This window comes from Arenibacter amylolyticus, from assembly GCF_002150785.1.
Taxonomy (GTDB): domain Bacteria; phylum Bacteroidota; class Bacteroidia; order Flavobacteriales; family Flavobacteriaceae; genus Arenibacter; species Arenibacter amylolyticus.
The window spans coordinates 1-18,516 of sequence record NZ_MTAZ01000061.1 but is presented as its reverse complement, the minus strand read 5'-3'; the positions used below and the strand labels follow the sequence as shown (position 1 = coordinate 18,516).

15 protein-coding genes are annotated in these 18,516 nt (G+C 41.6%); 10 read left to right on the top strand and 5 right to left on the bottom strand.

Going from position 1 to position 18,516, the window contains the following annotated elements:
- Positions 1-287 precede the first annotated feature (287 nt).
- From BV214_RS15675 to BV214_RS15640, 8 genes are all read left to right on the top strand, one after another.
- On the top strand, positions 288-986 hold the full coding sequence (locus BV214_RS15675; protein ID WP_086478452.1) for a hypothetical protein: 699 nt from the start codon (positions 288-290) through the stop codon (positions 984-986).
- A gap of 100 nt (positions 987-1,086) precedes the next feature.
- A complete protein-coding gene (locus tag BV214_RS15670) occupies positions 1,087-1,644 on the top strand; it encodes a VanZ family protein (RefSeq protein WP_086478451.1) in 558 nt (185 codons plus the stop codon).
- A 191-nt stretch (positions 1,645-1,835) separates the two neighbouring features.
- Positions 1,836-2,723, top strand: coding sequence for an amidohydrolase family protein (locus BV214_RS15665; protein ID WP_086478450.1), 888 nt, complete (start codon positions 1,836-1,838; stop codon positions 2,721-2,723).
- 204 nt (positions 2,724-2,927) lie between these two features.
- Positions 2,928-3,470, top strand: coding sequence for a hypothetical protein (locus BV214_RS15660; RefSeq protein ID WP_086478449.1), 543 nt, complete (start codon positions 2,928-2,930; stop codon positions 3,468-3,470).
- A 272-nt stretch (positions 3,471-3,742) separates the two neighbouring features.
- A complete protein-coding gene (gene mgrA / locus BV214_RS15655; RefSeq protein WP_086478454.1) occupies positions 3,743-4,759 on the top strand; it encodes an L-glyceraldehyde 3-phosphate reductase in 1,017 nt (338 codons plus the stop codon).
- A gap of 383 nt (positions 4,760-5,142) precedes the next feature.
- On the top strand, positions 5,143-5,727 hold the full coding sequence (locus tag BV214_RS15650; RefSeq protein ID WP_086478448.1) for a YceI family protein: 585 nt from the start codon (positions 5,143-5,145) through the stop codon (positions 5,725-5,727).
- 26 nt (positions 5,728-5,753) lie between these two features.
- Positions 5,754-7,022 carry a hypothetical protein gene (locus tag BV214_RS15645; protein WP_086478447.1) on the top strand — a complete coding sequence of 423 codons (1,269 nt, stop codon included), beginning with the start codon at positions 5,754-5,756 and terminating at the stop codon, positions 7,020-7,022.
- Between the two features lie 112 nt (positions 7,023-7,134).
- The gene (locus BV214_RS15640; RefSeq protein WP_086478446.1) at positions 7,135-7,719 is read left to right on the top strand and encodes a YceI family protein; all 585 of its coding nucleotides are present in this window, start codon (positions 7,135-7,137) and stop codon (positions 7,717-7,719) included.
- A 110-nt stretch (positions 7,720-7,829) separates the two neighbouring features.
- Here BV214_RS15640 and menE read toward each other — a convergent pair whose 3' ends face one another.
- The 5 genes from menE to BV214_RS15615 all read right to left on the bottom strand — a co-directional run bounded on the left by menE (position 7,830) and on the right by BV214_RS15615 (position 15,488).
- Positions 7,830-9,317 carry an o-succinylbenzoate--CoA ligase gene (gene menE, locus BV214_RS15635; protein WP_086478445.1) on the bottom strand — a complete coding sequence of 496 codons (1,488 nt, stop codon included), beginning with the start codon at positions 9,315-9,317 and terminating at the stop codon, positions 7,830-7,832.
- On the bottom strand, positions 9,314-10,300 hold the full coding sequence (locus BV214_RS15630) for a 3-oxoacyl-ACP synthase III family protein (protein ID WP_086478444.1): 987 nt from the start codon (positions 10,298-10,300) through the stop codon (positions 9,314-9,316). The genes menE and BV214_RS15630 overlap by 4 nt, the downstream gene beginning before the upstream one ends.
- Positions 10,301-10,596: 296 nt before the next feature.
- The gene (locus BV214_RS15625; protein ID WP_086478443.1) at positions 10,597-13,053 is read right to left on the bottom strand and encodes a TonB-dependent receptor; all 2,457 of its coding nucleotides are present in this window, start codon (positions 13,051-13,053) and stop codon (positions 10,597-10,599) included.
- 70 nt (positions 13,054-13,123) lie between these two features.
- Complete coding sequence (locus BV214_RS15620; RefSeq protein ID WP_176328539.1) at positions 13,124-13,990, bottom strand: alpha/beta fold hydrolase; 867 nt, start codon at positions 13,988-13,990, stop codon at positions 13,124-13,126.
- 43 nt (positions 13,991-14,033) lie between these two features.
- Entirely contained in the window at positions 14,034-15,488 is a 1,455-nt protein-coding gene (locus tag BV214_RS15615) for a sodium:solute symporter family transporter (protein ID WP_245806812.1), read from the bottom strand.
- Between the two features lie 558 nt (positions 15,489-16,046).
- On the opposite strand from BV214_RS15615, the gene BV214_RS15610 reads away from it, so the two are divergent.
- Both BV214_RS15610 and BV214_RS15605 read left to right on the top strand, forming a co-directional pair.
- The gene (locus BV214_RS15610) at positions 16,047-16,784 is read left to right on the top strand and encodes a beta-ketoacyl-ACP reductase (RefSeq protein ID WP_086478453.1); all 738 of its coding nucleotides are present in this window, start codon (positions 16,047-16,049) and stop codon (positions 16,782-16,784) included.
- A 113-nt stretch (positions 16,785-16,897) separates the two neighbouring features.
- Entirely contained in the window at positions 16,898-18,292 is a 1,395-nt protein-coding gene (locus BV214_RS15605) for a tetratricopeptide repeat protein (protein WP_086478440.1), read from the top strand.
- The last annotated feature ends 224 nt before the right edge of the window (positions 18,293-18,516 follow it).

Sequence of the window (18,516 nt, the reverse complement as noted above, 5' to 3'; positions counted from 1 at the left end):
AACGGTAGTTTTAGAACTTCCTGAAATCGTTTAGGACAGTATTGATACGGAACCTGAAAAAAATATAGGGCAACTCAATTTAATGCTCAATTAAAAAACGGGGGATGTTTAGGTAATCTTATAATTTGACTATATTTATAGTGAAAGTACCATGGAATATTCGGAGTAGAGGTGTTTAGGGTATATCCCAACCAGCAAAATCCAAACGCTTTCTAAAAGCCACTTGGAGATACCTTAACTAAGGTCCAACTCACGAAAGATAGTATGGGCGCTAAACTACATTTATAATGAACCTAATACTGGCAACTATAAGCTTTTTGATACTACTGTCTTTTCCGTCTAAAGAGGAGGCAAGGGGTGTGTGCCTTAACAAGGATGCATTCAGATTGGGAGGGCTGCACGAAGGCAACAGGCAAGATACACTACTCAATAGCAATAATTATTTAGTACTTGGAAATAAACAGGCTACGGTAAAGGTTATTCATGAGAATAAATTGGACAGTTTTCCGGCCTATGAAGTCTTGGGTACCTATCAATCGGATATCATTATTGGAAAGGGGATGGATAAGGGGAGTTGGAAAATATTTAGAAAGTATCAACCACAAACCAACTTCAAGGATTTTCCAGCAGGTATTTACCAAGGGAAATTAGCGGCGCCCAATTTTTCTTCCTACCCCGAATCGGAAAGTTTTAAATCTAGGATACAGGAAGCCTGCAAAAAGGGAATAAATTTCGCAGGTCATTATACCTTGGTCGTCTGGGGATGTGGCGCCACCTGCCAGCGTGCTGTGGTGGTAGACCGAAAAACGGGAGAGATTTTTGAAGGTTTCCATGCGGCGCTTGGTGCCGAGTATAAAAATGATAGTAAGATGATCATCAAAAATGTAGGGGCTATTGATTCAGATAGCAGCCTAATTGAGTTATGTGCATTTTGTGTGGTTCATCATGAAGTTTGGACGGGAACAGAATTTAAGAAAGTGGATTAATACGCCATTACATTCTAAACTAACAAAAAGGTCCTCAGAAAATGCCAGCTTATTAAACCTAGGGGATTAAGTATGGTTATAATGCCATAAAACATATAATATGTCCTGTTTTACATCTTCAAAGGAGAAGCATCTTTGGGGTTGGACCCTTGTGGTATTTGCCGCAATTGTTGCCACCCTTTTTATGGGAGAACCTCTGGTTAAATTTTTTGGAAGTCAAGATGTACAGGCACTGGTTTTTGTGCTGGGAATGGTTTTGGCCGGTACGGCAATTCTAATCAATGCCATCAAGAGAAAACCGGGACGGATGGAATGGGTACTTTGGTTTGGGGTACTGGCGGTGTATGTGATGTTGTTTCTTAGATTGGGACTCCCGGAAAGAAGTCATTTATTTGAGTACAGTATATTGGCCATCTTAGTCCAGGACGCACTTATAGAAAGGAAAAATAACGGGAGTTATAAAGGAAGTCCTGCCCTATGGGCCATGCTGATGGTTTTCTCGGTTGGAGTTTTGGATGAAATCTTCCAGTTGTTCCTACCATACCGAGTATTTGATCCCCTGGATATCCTATTCAATGGTTTTGTGATCGCGGTAGCTATTGGGGCCAAAGTGATGTTGACTTGGGGCCGGAAATTTACCCAAAAGAACCAAAAATGAAAACGAGGGACTCAATTCCAAGATGGCTGCTACTCCCAATCGCTATGGCTGGGAATTAACTAATTTATTATAGGAGAATTGGGATGAATGGATGCTAGCTTTTAAGGTTTCACTGTTTTTTTAGTATCTTAGTATATAGTCTAGTAGGACCGTACGTATACGGTTGCTCCCCCATAAATAAATATTTGGATATGGATAAATTATGGGTGTTTTTGGTTTATATGCCAACCCTATTCTGGGGCCAAGAAGAAAAGCTGCCAATTATTGATGTGCACTTGCACGATTATACCGAAAAAACATATTTTGTAGCTCCTGCAGCGGATGGGGTGATGTCACCACCTACCTTAGCGGATTTTCGCAAGGAAGTAGCTGCAGCCTTAAGAAAGCACAATGTGGTAAAAGCCGTGGTAAGTACTATTGGAGGTGAAAATAAGCTGGATGATGAAGGGGTTAGGATACCTGGTTATTTTACGAACAAAGCCCCAAAGGATACTATTGAGTTCAAAAAACTGATTGAAACGGGAAAACTCAAGGTATTTGGTGAAATAGGGGCTAATTACGCAGGACTTACGCTATCCGACCCACAATTTGAGCCCTATCTCGCTATTTGCGAGCGGTATGATATTCCCGTTGCCGTGCATACCGGTGGAGGCCCTATGGATGTAACGTATAGGTGTTGTCCAGACTTTAGACTTCGGTTGGGGGACCCATTGACCCTAGAAAATGTCTTGGCCCAATACCCTAAACTTAGAATTTATATGATGCATGCCGGAGAGGTTTTTTATGAAAATGCCTTGCGCATGATGCTACAATATTCTCAGCTTTATGCCGATCTAGGAGTAATTTTGTGGGTGCACGAGCAGCCCATGGATTATGCAGAAAGCTTTTTAAAAAAGGCGAAGCAGTATGGATTATTAGATCGGGTTATGTTTGGTTCGGATCAGATGGTGTGGCCGCATGCCATTGAAAAAAGTATTGAGAAGTTACAGAGTTATGAGTTTTTGACGGAAGAGGATAAGCGTAAGATATTTTATGAGAACGCTGTAAGATTTCTGAAATTGGAAAAGAGTGGGCCTTAAAACTAGTACATTTAAAACGCTGGTTCTGGAATGGGATTGTCAGAAACTGTAACATCCTCTAATTTGGTTCATACAAGTATATTTTTAAGGGACTGTGGGAAGCATGATTCCTTGGATTGTTGACCTTTTTTTATATGAATTTAATAACCTATAGGGGGGAGGAAAGATTAAACTCGGCTGTATAAATTATAAAAATCAAACACGATGACAAAGACTGTAAAACGTATGTTGGGATGGCTCGCCTTCACTGCATTGGTGCTGTTGATACCCCTTATCGCCATGCAATTTACCGATGAGGTAAAGTGGAGGGCTTCGGATTTCTTGTTAATGGGGGCTGCATTACTCGGTATTGGAACGGCCTATGAACTAATCGCGACAAACGCTACCTCTATACGGTATAGAATAGCATTGATTATAGGGCTGTTAGGGGCTTTCCTATTATTTTGGGTAAATGCTGCTGTGGGGATAATTGGCAGTGAAAACCAGGAGGTAAATAGACTTTTCGCGGCTATTTTTATTATAGGTTTGGTAGGGACATACATTTCCCGATTCAGGTCCAAGGGAATGGCAATTACCATGTACGTACTGGCACTAGTACAATTGTTGGTAACTGTAATTGCCCTTATAGTTTGGCCACCACCTATAATTTCATGGACCCCAAGTGTATTGGGTGTATTTCTGATAAGCGGTTTTTTTGCATTGATCTTTTGTTTGTCGGGCATACTCTTTGCTCGATCCTCTACCTAAAATGGTGGTCGCTACAGTAGGGTAAGTTACCAGCATCTTTTGGAAGATTTAAAACTAATTAGTGATAAGCGGTAGGTGGCTTTATTGACGATTTAAGCAGGTAGCCTTCACAGATAACGAAATAATTGTATCCATCATCGGTGAAATGGGAAGGGAGGCCATTAGATTGGGGTGAACGCTCTCTCCATAAAAGTTTTTTTATCTTAGACTTCTCTTTGGGTGCTGTGAGGCACCTTATTTATATTAACTACGTACTAAAGAAAACAACCAACATGAAGGTAAACGATTCTTTTGGCCCAAGGCCATATAAAGCCAACGATGCACGTTATAATGATATGCAGTACCGCAGATGTGGTAATAGCGGTCTTCTTTTGCCCGTGATTTCCCTAGGCCTGTGGCACAATTTTGGCCATACCAATGATCTGGAAACGGGAAGGGGGTTATTGCGCTGTGCTTTTGACAACGGGATTACCCATTTTGATTTGGCTAATAACTACGGTCCGCCATACGGTGCGGCTGAAGAAAACTTTGGCCGAATTTTTAAAGAAGATTTTCAACCTTACCGGGACGAGCTTCTAATTTCTAGTAAAGCAGGCTGGGATATGTGGCCCGGCCCCTATGGTAATTATGGATCTCGTAAATACCTGGTGGCTTCCTGTAATCAAAGTCTTAAACGGATGGGGCTGGAGTATGTGGATATTTTTTACCATCACAGGCCAGATCCAGATACTCCTTTGGAAGAAACCATGGGAGCCCTTCACCATTTGGTGCAAAGTGGGAAAGCGCTCTATGCGGGAATTTCCCAATACCCCGCGGAATTGACCGCCAAAGCGGCAAAAATAATGAAGGATCTAGGTACTCCTTTGTTAATTCACCAACCGAGGTATAATATGATGGATAGGTGGGTAGAGGATGGACTGCTACAAGAATTGGATAAACAAGGAATGGGCGCCATTGCTTTCTCGCCCTTAGAGCAGGGGATCCTTACCAATAAATACTTAGACGGTATTCCAGAGGGGAGTCGCGCTAAAAAAGATGGGCGTTATCTTAAAGAAGAGCAAATCACCCCTGAAATGCTATCCAAAGTAAGCCAATTGAATGCCATTGCAAAAAAACGCGGGCAGAGTTTGGCTCAAATGGCCATTGCTTGGTTATTGAAAGATCAACGCATTTCTAGTGTCCTAGTAGGGGTTAGTACACAAGAACAACTCCTCAACAATTTGGAAGCACTTAACAATATAGTGTTTTCAGAACCCGAATTAACCGAAATAAGATCAGTGTTGGAATAAAATGTCTGGTAAAATAATCAAAAAGCTCCTTCCCTTAACCAAGGGAAGGAGCTTATTCATTTTTTATAGTACCATTACCTCCCCCCAGAATGCCTAAGTGCTGAACATCCCTATCTAGAATTTCTAAATATTAAGTGAATTTCAACTTTTTTTACTTACGAAATAAAAGTTCAAAATAATTTTAAAACCCATCCATAATTCCTACAGTTTACATAAAAGTGCTGTGGGGCAGGTGCTTAGGGTGATGAAAGCTGTCACTTATTACCAAACAAGAAGATAAATAAAGGGAAGGGATAGAACTTCTACCAAGAAGGATGATAAATGTCATTCTTTATAGGGAGCAATAGCTAGAGATTTGCAGCATAATATTAAAACAATCCATTATGAGAGAATTTAATTTCAGCAGGATGCTAACTGGGATCTTATTTATGTTCTTACTGACTAACAGTAGCGTAAGTGCCCAGAAATATGAGCTTGTGAATGCCGAATCGTCCTTAGTGATACAAGGAACCTCTAGTTTACACGATTGGGAGATGGTAGCCCAAGACCAATCAGGAGTGTTAATTTTCAACAAGGCCGAGTTGGGGGAATTGGAGCAGCTAAGTATCGAAATAGTAACCGAAAGTCTAAAAAGTGGCAAGTCGGCCATGGATAAGAACGCTTTCAAAGCATTAAAGAGTAATTCGAATAAGAAAATTCGGTTTCAGTTAACTAAGATAAAGGAAGTAAAATCTGACGGCAATGGAGGATTCAATGTAGCAGTACTGGGTGACCTCACTATAGCCGGAGTGAAGAAGGAGATTCCTTTAGATCTAAAGGTAGTGTTGGATGCTAACAAGGCAATCCTAAAAGGATCAAAGAATATTAAGATGACCGATTTTAAAATTGATCCCCCAAAAGCAATGTTTGGTACCATTACCACTGGGGATGAAATCACCATAGAATTTAATACCGTTTTAAGTAAATAGAATAAATATCAATTAAATATAGAAGTATGAAATCATTTTTTAAACAAGCAGTTTGTGCAGTTCTAGTAGTAACCGGAGTTGGTTTAAACGCGCAAAGCCGTAATCTTGATAATTATAGGCAACCCGATAAAAATGGAATTAATGTGTTTGAAGCGCCAAAGGATACTGTCTCCACGTTTGATGGAGTAAAAGTAAGAATTGGGGGATCGTCTACCCTGCAGTATCAAGCAATAGATCACAGTAATTCTGGCGCTGTAGCCCTTAAGGATATTGGATACAACTTTAACCTAGCGACGGCTAACCTGGATTTGGACGTAGCCTTGTTCGATGGAATAAGAATGCATTTAAGAACTTATTTGTCCTCAAGACACCATCCAGAGCCTTATGTAAAGGGAGGATACTTCCAGATAGACAAATTGGATTTTGTCCGTGAAGGATTTATGGAAGATGTAATGAAGTATGTGACCATTAAGGTGGGACACATGGAAAACAACTATGGGGATGCCCACTTTAGAAGAACCGACAACGCCCAGGCCATGTACAACCCTTTTGTAGGGAACCTTATTATGGATGCTTTTACCACTGAGGTAGGAGGGGAAGTGTATTTCCAGAAAAATGGCTTTATTAGTATGTTGGGGATGACTAACGGTAAGCTAAATCAGGCTGTTAACAAAGTAGACGGGTCTACCGGAGGAGCCTCTTTCTTGGCAAAACTAGGATACGACAAACAGGCGAATGACGATTTAAGGTATCGAATCACGGGGTCTGTTTATACCACGGGATATGTTCAAAACTCTTATTTGTACACCGCAGACCGTGCCGGATCTAGATATTACTATGTTATAGAGGATAATGAGGCTACTACCACCCGTAACTTTAGATCTGGAAGGTATAACCCCAATATGAGAAATAAAGTAACTGCGTTTATGATCAATCCATTTGTAAAATATAAAGGATTGGAGTTTTTTGGAACCTTTGAGCATACCAGTGGAAAAGCGAATACCGAGTTAACCAACAGGACTGCCACGCAGTATGCAGGTGAATTAATCTACCGATTTGGCAAGGATGAAAACCTATACTTGGGAGGTAGATACAATGTGGTAAATGCCGAGGAAATAAGCGGGGATGAGATCGATATCTCTCGGTTCCAGTTGGGTGCAGGATGGTTTATGACCAAAAATATTCTTGCTAAGTTAGAGTATGTAAACCATCAGTATAGCGATTTCCCAACAACTAGTATCTTTAACGATGGCGAGTTTAAGGGATTGATGGTAGAAGCGGTTATCAGTTTTTAATTGTAAAGAATTAATTAAAAGGTTCTAATATAACAGGTTTTGCCTGGGCGCAATGGATAGGTTGCGCCTAGGAAAACTTTAAATTCACTGGAAAATTCATAAAATACAGCTTATGAAAAAGGTACTGGGAATTGCGACTTTATTTTTGCTACTTGCGTTTAATGTAAAGGACTCTATAAACAACCCCACTACGGTTACCATTGCCCCAGAGAGCAGGTTAATGATTTCGGGGACTACCAATATCAACACCTTCAACTGTAATTTTGATACCAACGGATTACAGAAGCCAATCCCGGTTCATTATGAAAAGATGGGTTCCAAATACATTTTTAAGGAGGCTACTTTAGTCCTTAATAATTTGGGGTTCGACTGTGGAAGTAATGGGATTAATAGAGATTTTCATGCGCTTTTAAAATCCAAGGAGTACCCAGAGCTTCTTTTAAAACTAAGGACATTGGAAGGGGATTTAATAGATGACAAACAGTTAATGGCTACGGTAGATATTACCATTGCCGGTAACACCAATACCTATAAGATTCCAGTGATGAAAGCTCAGGAAGAACCGGGTCGTATTACGGGGGACCTTACATTAGGTTTAAGTGATTTTAAGCTTAAGGCACCCAAAAAAGCCCTGGGCTTAATAGTAGTCCATGATGCTATTACCATTAGTTTCGATTTGGAATGGGAACTGGGGTAGGAAGGGATCATGACTAATTGTAATTCAAAAAAAGACCTGCTAGGACAGTTATCCCTAGCAGGTCTTTTTATTTTCCTGCCACTTGGCAGTCATTAGTACTGGATGCTAACCTAAGATATTTTGTTTAGATATTGCAGTCGTATCGCTTTGCGGTCAATTTTTCCCGTATCGTTTTTAGGGATGCTAGCTACAAAGTGAAATTGGGATGGGATTTTAAACTTGGCCAGTTGCTCCTTGCAATGGTCTTCTAAATCCCCATCGGAAATATTTTCATTGCTCACAATAAAGGCGATACCACATTCTCCCCATTTGGGATGAGGTGCTGCTATTACCACCGCTTCCTTTACGGCCGGGTGTTGCAACAATGCCCGTTCTACCTCTGCGGGATATACGTTTTCTGCCCCACTGATATACATGTTTTTTTTGCGATCCATGATATAGATAAACCCCTCCCCATCCATTCTACCTATGTCCCCGGTACGCAGCCATCGGCCTAGTTTTGCGTTATCGGTGGCCTCCTTGTTCTGCCAGTATTTGGGCATTACCATGGGGCCGCCAATCAGAATTTCTCCAGGCGTATTGGGAGCTACATCCAAACCTTCTTCGTTCACGATGCGAATTTCCACATAAAAATTAGGCTTGCCAATGGAACCTTGCTTCCTTGCTGCTTCGTTCTGATGCAAGGAGGTTAAATTGGGGCCGGCTTCCGTAAGTCCGTAGCCTTGGCGGATGGGAACATGCTTTGCATGAAAAGTTTCAATGAGGGGCAAGGGCATGCTTTCACCTCCTACGATAATATAATTTAAACAACTGATATCTGCCTTTTCAAAACCCTCCAGCTCCACCATCATTTTTAACATGGTGGGGACCGCCATAAACAAATCTAGCTGTTCCGTTATAATGCAATTGAGGACGTTCAGAGGTTCAAACTTTTTAAACATTAGTACCGTCCCGCCCCTATGTAGTACAGGGGTTAATAATACATTCCACCCCCCGGTATGGAAGAGAGGCATACAATTAAGGGTAGTGGTGTTGTTGTTGATCAACAGACTTTGGGTAGTATTAATGCTGTTCCAAAAAAGCATTTTATGGGTGTATACAGTGCCCTTGGGCAGACCGGTAGTTCCACTGGTGTAGAGGATAAATACTGGCGATTCCTCACTAATTTCAGGCTGGATTAAGGGGGCAGTCTCTTTTCCAATAAAAGCGTAGACCGAGTTGAGGTTTTTGTAAATGGTTTGGTACTCTAGACGTTCTTCAGCTATGCTGCCATCCATATACGCCAATTTACACTGGGCGTCGCTTAGGAGTGTACTTATCTCTTTGGGTGCCAATCTAAAATTAATCGGCACTAAGACAATTCCGCTTTTTTGCGCTGCGGCAAAAAGGATTACCTGAGCTAAGTGGTTTTCTGCAATAATCGCCACTCGGTCTCCAATTTGTAGCTCAACTTCTTTTTGCCAGTAATAGGCAAGGGCATTCCCTGCTGTATTGAGGTCAGTATAGGATAGGCTTTGCCCAGAGTCTGCGTCCTTTACAGCAATTTTCTCCGGGGTGTAGCCTGCCCATTTCTTAAACCAATCAAAGGTATTAATCATAGTATAAATGCATTTGCGGCAAACGCCAGTCCGCCTCCAGATCCAATAAAGAATAGGGTGTCGCCCTCCTTTATTTTTTGTTGTTCCCAAGCTTCATGGAAGGCCATGGGAATACAGGCCGATCCGGTATATCCATAATGTTTCATCACGGTATGAGCCTTGTCTTTGTCCACTTCCAAGATACGAAGCGTTTCCCAGATGGCATTGATATTGATTTGCGTAATAAAAAACTGGTCTACCTCCTGAAGGTCAATTTCCATATTTTTAGCCATTTCGCGGGCCAGTCCGCTCCACATTGTAGGATTTAATTCGGGCGGGAATTTTTTAACAAATTTCAATTTATGGTCTTTTTGTTCTAAGACCTCCTTGCTCAAGGGTTTTTTGGTGGCCCCGGCATAAATCCCCATCCAATCGGCATACTGTCCTTGAGAGATTAGTTTTCCTGCCTGATGGCCCTTGTTGGGCTCCTCGGTGGCGGTGAGTACTACCGCTCCGGCACCATCGGCAAATAGGGTAACTGTTTTTTTATCGGTAGTATCCAAGTATTTACTCATGGCATAGGCGCCCACTACCAGCACCTTAGAAACTGATCCGCTGCGAATGTAGTGGGTGGCGGTCTCCGTAGCTGTAACAAATCCGGCACAGGCAGAATTCAAATCAAAAGTTCCGGCATTGGAGGCCCCCAACCGGTGCTGTAATACTGCGGCAGTGGACGGGGAGATGTATTCCGGGGTGTCTGTAGCCACAATGATCAAATCAATTTCAGTTGCCTTTAAATTAGCATTTTGCAAGGCTTCTTTGGAGGCGTTCAGGCACAAATCTGCGGTAGATTCATTCTCGTGGCACCAATGGCGTTCGTAAATATTTACATTCTCCCGTAGCCAGGTATCCACATCCTCGCCTAAAAGTTCGTTAAAATATGCGTTAGGAAGGGTAAGCTCAGGGACGTACATCCCTGAGGAGATTATCTTAGCATTTTTCATATGTAGATATATATTGTTTTTTAGCGGACATACCAGCCCGACTAGGTCGTTCTGGCGGGTGCGATTCGCATATCTTCACAATTATTTGCCCGTCAGAATGAATCTTTCGGGCTGGCGACCAGATTTCGGTCATGCTCATTATATATGCAGCTATTTATATTTTTTTTGCGGGTAAACTTAAACTGCCGCTACCTGCGGTAGGTAGAGGCCAGTATACTGGTCTTACGGCAGTCAGTTTTTCAAATTTGCGACCACTTCTGGGGTCAGATCTTGTGTTATTAGGTTGTTTAGTGCTTTTAATCCAAATGAATTTTAGTCTCTAGAACGTACAATCCTTTGGTTGGAGCTGCAGCGGTGAATTCGCGTAATTCCTGGTTAAAGAGGTTGGTGGCTGCCATGGAAATGGTAACCTTATCGCTCACCCTGTAGCCAATATTGAGGTCCATGGTTACAAATCCGCCCAAAGGTCCGTAGTTGTAAGAATCACCACTAGGAGCATTTTCTACAATTGGGACACCCCTATAGGACATTCCTGGAATGGTTTCCGATGCAATCTGGAAGCTAGAGAAGTAATTATACTTCTGTACGGTTCTTCCAAATACAGAACCAAAAAAGCGGGAGCCGTTGTAATTAATCCCAAGGCCTCCTTTATTTTTGGGAGCGTTTACCAGAAAATCCATGAAATTCACTTCTCCGTCCTTATTGAAGTCATTTTCCATATTGTTTTCATCATAGGAATAATCAAAGTAGGAGTAATTAGCGGTCATATTCCATTGCGGGTTAAAGACATAGGTAAGGCTAAGATCTGCCCCGTAAGTGTTAACTTCCCCAAAGTTGATATAGGTAGCCACCAATCCGTTGTAAAAAGCATATCCGGACTGCACCTCCTCTATAGGGGTATCCCCACGGTGCGTGGTTACTCCAACTACGGTTACAGGGCTTAGGAAGTCTTTGTTAATGTTATAATACGCATTTACATCCGTATATAATTTATCGGCAAGGCTGCCCCGGTATCCAATTTCATAGGTGCTCACCTTTTCTACATCTTGTGGGGCAATCTTGGTTCCGTCTGTTAAAGTAAAGCCTTCCGCATTACCTAGTATAAGACCGGAGAACAGGTCGCCGTACATATTTAGGATGGTTGGGGAGGCAATTCCTTGGCCGTAGGTGAACCTAAAGCTCCCTCTTTCCAGTTCCTTTACCATCCCCAATTTAGGGATAAAGTTGGTGCCGTAAATATCGTGATGGTCTACTCTGGCTGCGGCAAGTGTCTTAAACCCGTTTCCAAAATCGTAATTTAAGTGTAGGTAACCTCCCAATTGGGAAACATCTATAGTATCATCATCTGTTTGGTCCAACAAATAGGTGCCTTTACTATTGGCCATATCTTTTTGATATTGAAGGCCGGTAATTAGATCCAAATTCTCAAAGAGGGTATTGCTGTACTGCATTTCCGCATTCCATCTTTTAGAATCGTCCTTAAACAAAGCCCCACTGGCATAGGAGAAATCGCCCGCTGCATCTTCTGGGGACATACCGGCATCTATCCCTCTGTAGTATTGTTTGGTGCGGTCGTCTATAGAGTAGGTGTCATCGGTTTTACTGGTAGTAAAATAGGTCTGAGCAAAGAAGTTTTTGGTGTTAAATCGCAACTGGTAAAAACTGATTCGCCAATCTTTTATCTGGTTTCTTCCTACGTTGGTAGGGGATAGGTAGGTGCTGTTGCTATGTCCATAGGTGGCAATAAAATCCGTCCCTGCGGTAGGGGTAAAATAGGCGCTGGCTTCGGTCTTAAAGAATTCTACTTTAGGATCTAGTTGAAACTCTGGGTAGGCTTCCTTCACCCCGTCTGTTCCAGGACTTCCGTCGGCTGCCTTTCGGTCTATATAAACCGAATCTGCATAGTGGAATTCGGTGGCTTTGGTATATTCTCCAGTGGCTTTAAAGGCCCATTTATCGTTGAATTTTTTTGCAAACCGTGCCCTCCCGGAATAGTAGGCATCCCCATCTCCAGTGACTCCTAGATTCCCTGCTATAGTAATACCTTGGTGCTTACGGGGGTCTTTGGTAATGGTGTTGATTAAGCCGTTATGGGCGTTGGGGCCGTAAAGTGTAGCATTGGGTCCCAATATTAATTCTACCTGCTCGGTATCTTCCTTAATGGTGGTGGTTAAGGGTCCCATGGGGAGTCCGGTTGCGATGAGGGTAGAAAACCTATTGTCTACTACCTGTAGGTTTTTGGAATTGAAGTTAGAATTAAACCCCCGGATATTAAATGCTGGGGCAGCAATACCCGCCCTAAAATAATCGATTCCTTTTTTCCTAGCCAATAACTCGGCAGGATTCCCGGCGTATTCATTTATTTCTCTAGCGCTTATGGTAATAATGGTGGCAGTAGAGCTCGTTAGTTTTTCGGCCTTCTTGGAGCCCGAGTAAATTACTACTTCGTCTAGGGCGTTCCCTTCAGCCAGTGTAAAGTTTAGTACAGTGCCCTCGGTAACCTCTACTTGTTGGGAGACTGCTGAAAATCCTACATAGGATGCCTCAATTAAGAGTCGGCCTGCAGGAACGGTAAATTGGTAATTGCCATCTATATCGGCCGTGGTGCCTACACCAATCTCCACGGCGTAAATAGTGGCCCCGGATAGGCCAGTCCCTTCTTGGTCGGTCACCTTTCCGGTAACCGTTACCTGCTGAGCGTTCATTGCGAACAGCCCCGCAAAATAAAGTATTGCTAAAGTTAGTTGTTTCATGGGTTTAGTATTTAGTGGTTAATTAGTTTAAATGGTTTTTCTAATACTCAATTATTACTGGCAAATCATATTAATTAATGTCTTTTAGGATGATGCTATTTACTGCCTCGCTTTGGTCCCATTGCACAAAATGCCCTGCCTGCTCCAAAAGAACGTGGTCTATAGTGGGATAATCCATTGTTAGAGATTCTACAAGACCTTCCGTAGTTAGTTGGGGGTGTAGTATTTTATTAGGAATCAGTTTGTCTTCCTTACCAAATACCACCTTCACAGGAACCTTTATGTTTTCAATATGATGATATACAGGCTCCTTCAACATAGCGTGGATACTTTTTACCACGGTAGCAACATATTGTTTGTATTGTTCTAAGTCCTCTTTTATTTCTAAACGATCCTGTAGCATAAACTGGGCATCTTTGGGGAGCTTATTCCCATAAAAATTGAGGTCGAAATTCTGTTCTATCTGCTCATCCGTTAAGTTGAGGTAAAAGGCTTCATTCACTACGGCATGGAACCATTCTTTTTCTGCTGCTGTAAACTGTTCCACCCCAGCAGGAGCCAACAGTACCAATTGCCGTAGCCATTCCGGTTGATGGGTGGCAGCTAGGTGCATGGCGATCTGTCCGCCCATGCTATGTCCTACTAGGCTTATCTTGTCTAATCCTTTAAGGGATACGAATTCTGCTATGGTATGGGCATAATTTTCCATTCCAGGAACAAATTCCCCAGGTTCCGTATCCCCAAAGCCGGGAAGGTCTATGGCTATTACCCGTGCTTTTTTGGAAAGCTCCCCTATGTTTTTAGTGAATGCCTTGGAATTACTGCCCAATCCGTGAACCAAAACAAGGGTATGTACCCCTTGTCCGGCCTGTACATAGCTAAGGTTTACCTTGCTCTTGGGTAGGAAAATCTGAGATCTTTCTAGTGGCTGTCCCATAAGTGTGGTTAGGGAAATAAGTAATATGCATAAAGAAATAGGCTTAGGTGGCATAGGCGCTAACTTTCATTGGTTTAACAACATAGATTAAGGTGCCCACCGTAGTAGAGACTATTAGGGCAATGGCCGATGCAATGGCAGGATTCTTTACTGTGGCGCCCTCCATATATGGGGTGAGCTCCAAATAATAAATCCCAAAATGGGTAACTACTGCAACTAGGGAGGCTACTATGGGTACATACGGGTTATTGGTTTTGGTGAAAATGCCAAAGAAAACGGGGACAAAAGCAGCTGAGAAGAAGGCATAAACCCCGTTCTGTGCAAAAATACCCACACTGAGACTAGGACTCACTAATTGTTGGTACGATAGCACAATCGCCGCAATAGCCACAATAAAGGTGACTATCCAATTGATCTGGATGGCGGGTATGCCCTTTTTATGTCTTCCTAAAATGGGCAGTATAAGATCGTTGGTTAAGGTGGTAGGTATTGCCTGTATAAGTCCTTCCAAGGTAGAAAGACCAGCGGCTATGAGGCCTAAAATGACTAGGATGCCTATATAGATTGGAAACCTATCTACCACATAGGCCGGGATAATTCCGTCCATTTTTAATAACTCATTGTTGTATAGAAGGTCTGGAAAGCTAAGACGGGCATAGAAGCCGGTGATTACTACGGAAAAGAAGACAATTAAAATAAGGATAGAGTACGCCAAAAACCTGTTTACCTGGGCGTCTTTTTTAATGAGGAGCGATTTGGTAAGGATGTGTGGTTGACAAACAATAGCGATCCCAACAATGGCGTTACAAATGACTACTTCAAAGAAGTCGCGAAAAAGTGGACTTTCTGTATTAAAGGTCTTTGTTAAATTGGGGTCTATCTTTGCAAGTCGCGCAATAATCCCTTCTCCGCCAGTATTATATAGATACTCTGCCCCGGATCCCAATAATATAACGGCTACCGCAATCATCATTACAGCCTGAAGGGAGTTGGTGTAGACCATGGAATTGGCTCCCCCTGCAATCATATAGGAGAATACCACTACCACCAGGATAATAAGGATAGTTAATTCATCTGCATCTAGGGCCTTGGACAAAACCTTGGTGATACCCACACAAATAAGTACAATGAAGGTAATTAAAAGAGTGCTTAAAAACCCAAATAGGATCTTTAAAAAGGTAGAGCCGTATCTTTTTCCTACCCAGTCTGCAATGGTGAGCGATTTTACATTGATGCCGTATTGACGGAAGCGCTTCATTAATATGATAAGCGCCACAAATATGGACAGGGGCATTACAACTCCAAAGGTTAAATAAGCACTGAAACCATAGAGCGCAATAAAACCTGGATTGATAATAAAGGTGGCCGCGCTGGTTAATGAGGCCGCTAAGGAGAGGGCTACCGAAAAGGACGAGAAACTCTTGCTTCCCAAGGCATAGGTCTCTATGCTTTCATTTTTTATTCTGGACTTTATTACCAAATAGAATAATACGCCCATGAAGAGCGTGAGGGATAATAAGGTAAAAAGAGGGTAGTTATCATTCATATTGTGGAATGGCTAATATTTTTGCACTTTAGATTTTAAATTCGGAACAAACCTTATAATAGATTTACACATTGTTTTGACCAATATAGAAACAAAGAAATGAGAAGCTATATCCATTTGTCAAAATTATGGTATGGACTTTTGCCAACTGGAGCATAAGATTCTTTAGGGATTATTGTGAAATGAATAGCTTAAAATTGAACATATTATAGGGGTTATTGATTGTAACATCCTTGTTTTAAGGGTTTTAGAGGGTGTTTTAGTTTGATTGAATACTATTACTGCTAATAATTCATTGCTCTATATAGAGGTGTTAATGTAGGGGGTATCATCTTATTCTGCTCTATTGGGACAATAGTCCATGTGTTGATTAACGAAGCTAATACGCAATATAATAATGGATTATAGGTAAATATGTGACAAATTAATTAAAAAGTCCATAGCTGGTATTTGTTTTTGTTTATTTTTAATGGACAAATAAACGATAGATTTGAGGTAAAACTTCAAAAGATGAATAGATTAAAAGGTAAAGTAGCCATTGTTACTGGAGGTGCAAACGGTATTGGAAAAGTTACCGTAAAAAGATTTTTAGAGGAAGGCGCCCAAGTGATTTGCTGGGATATCAATACCGAAGCAGGTAATAGGCTCATGGAGGAGAACAAGGGCAAAGCGCTAAAATTCTTTAAAGTAGATACCGTGAAAATTACCGAGGTAGAAAAGGCCGTTTCGCAGGTTATAGAGGAGTATGGAACTATTGATATCCTTATAAATAATGCCGGAATAACCAGGGATGCCACTTTAAAAAAAATGACCCAAGAGCAATGGCAGTCCGTATTGGATGTAAACCTTACAGGAGTGTTTAACTGTACCCAGGTAATTTCTAACCATATGGTGGAACAGGGAAGCGGTAAAATTGTAAACGCGTCTTCCATTGTAGGGCTGTATGGTAATTTTGGGCAAAGTAATTATGTAGCAACTAAAGCAGGGGTAATAGGGCTTACCAAGGTATGGGCACGGGAATTGGGAAGAAAGGGTATTAATGTTAATGCAGTTGCCCCCGGATTTATTGCAACTGATATGGTAGAGACCATACCGGAAAAAGTTATCGTAGATCTGGAATCCAAAACTCCCCTGGGCCGATTGGGAAAATCAGAGGACATTGCCAATGCCTATGTATTTCTTTCCTCGGAAGAGGCCAGTTTTATAAATGGCACTACCCTAAGTGTAGATGGAGGGTTGGTACTGTAGGTATGTAAAGCCTATAGGGAGGTAAGGTAACAGTAGTTTGGTTAGCCTGCCGGGAGGGCAAGAATGCCTCAGTAATTGGAAAGTTAATATGCTAAGTATAAGGTACTAGAACCATGAGGTTAAAGAAATTTTCGGAATATGTTGATGCCTTGCTGCCCCATGAAGTGCTTCTCTTGGAGCGCTCTGAGAGGTTTCAGGATAGTGATCGTAGCCGAATCTTTAAGGTGGTTAAACACAATGTGCTCCATTGTGATAAACCAAAGTCCTATGATGTTGAAATAGACAAGCGAAAATATTCGCACCTAATGAACTGGATGCAATTGCGACTAGGGGAATATTGTACCGATAATTACTATAAGCGCTTAAATTATTTTGACAATCAGATAAGAACGGATACCATCTCCTCGGAGGAGGAAACGGAACTTCTCAAACATATAAAAAACTACGACCCCCATCATTTTCACTTTATCCGGTTTTATGAGGTGGTAAAAAATTACCTGAATTTTTTACTGGTCCGTGTCAGGCTCAACGATTACGAATTAATCAATAGGTTTGTACATAATTACCATGACGATTATATCCGTTGCAAGGATATAAGCAATAGGATGACACAGGCAACTTCAGATATTGTTGCCGACTACCACCGTACTAAACTCACGGAAAATGCGCTAAAATGGGCACCTTGGCTAAAGCGGTTGTTTCGTTCCGATGACCTGGACGGATATAATAGGTACCAAGCCTTAATTCTATTTTCTTACTTGGCCCTTCTAGAGAAAGAACTTTTGGAGGAAACCATAGCCTGCTATGATGAGCTGGAGGAAGAGCTGGTAAATGGCAGGTATTATTCCCGAAAGCTGTTGCTTAATTTCTATGGTAACCGGCAACTCATCCTAATGCGACTCCATAAATACGATTTAGCCTTGTATTACGGCCAGCTTTCCATTAGTGAGCAGGGGCACGATTATATTATGTACCTCAATAATTATTGTTTTAACCTTTTGAAGTTGGGTAGACCCCAACAGGCTTTACGTTTACTTAAAGAAGCGCTGCCATTTGCCAGACAAATGTCTAATAAGTACAATAAATCGCTTTTTATCTCCTCTTTGATGAAATGTTATAACGATAATGGGGAGTATAAAAACGCCAAGCGATATGCGGAGAACCAATTAGAGCTCAATGAGAAAGATATTTTGGAGCATAATTGGAACCGATTCTTCAGAACCTATTTGGAAACCCTCCTCCATTTAGGGGACTATAAGCAAGCGAAAAGGACTTTAAATCGATATAATTTATTGGAAAAGGAAAGTGGTGTTCTTAAAACCTATGTTTCCTTTCCCTACTTTAAGTGGTTTATGGCGTTAATAGAGTTTAAGGAGGGCAATATTAGCGGAAACCGATTTAAGAACCTTATCCAACGGGAGCAAGAACGATTGGCTATTACGCATAACGCAAATCCCTCAGAAAGTGTGATGAACCTTATAAATGAAGCCTTGGCCGAGGTAGACTAGAGTTGAAGGTTTAAAGTTCAAGGTTTAAGGTTTGTGGAGTAATTTTTCTCCATCGCTATGAGGTATAAAACAGTGTTTCATGGAACAGCCCAACCGTCTTCCTTTTTTGGCATAGAGTTTAAATAACATGGAGATTCAGAATACGTAGGGGTCAAATCCCATAGTAAACAAGGATATTAGCCCGCATTATTCACCAAGAGTTTTTTCTTCAAGGAATTTGAGGA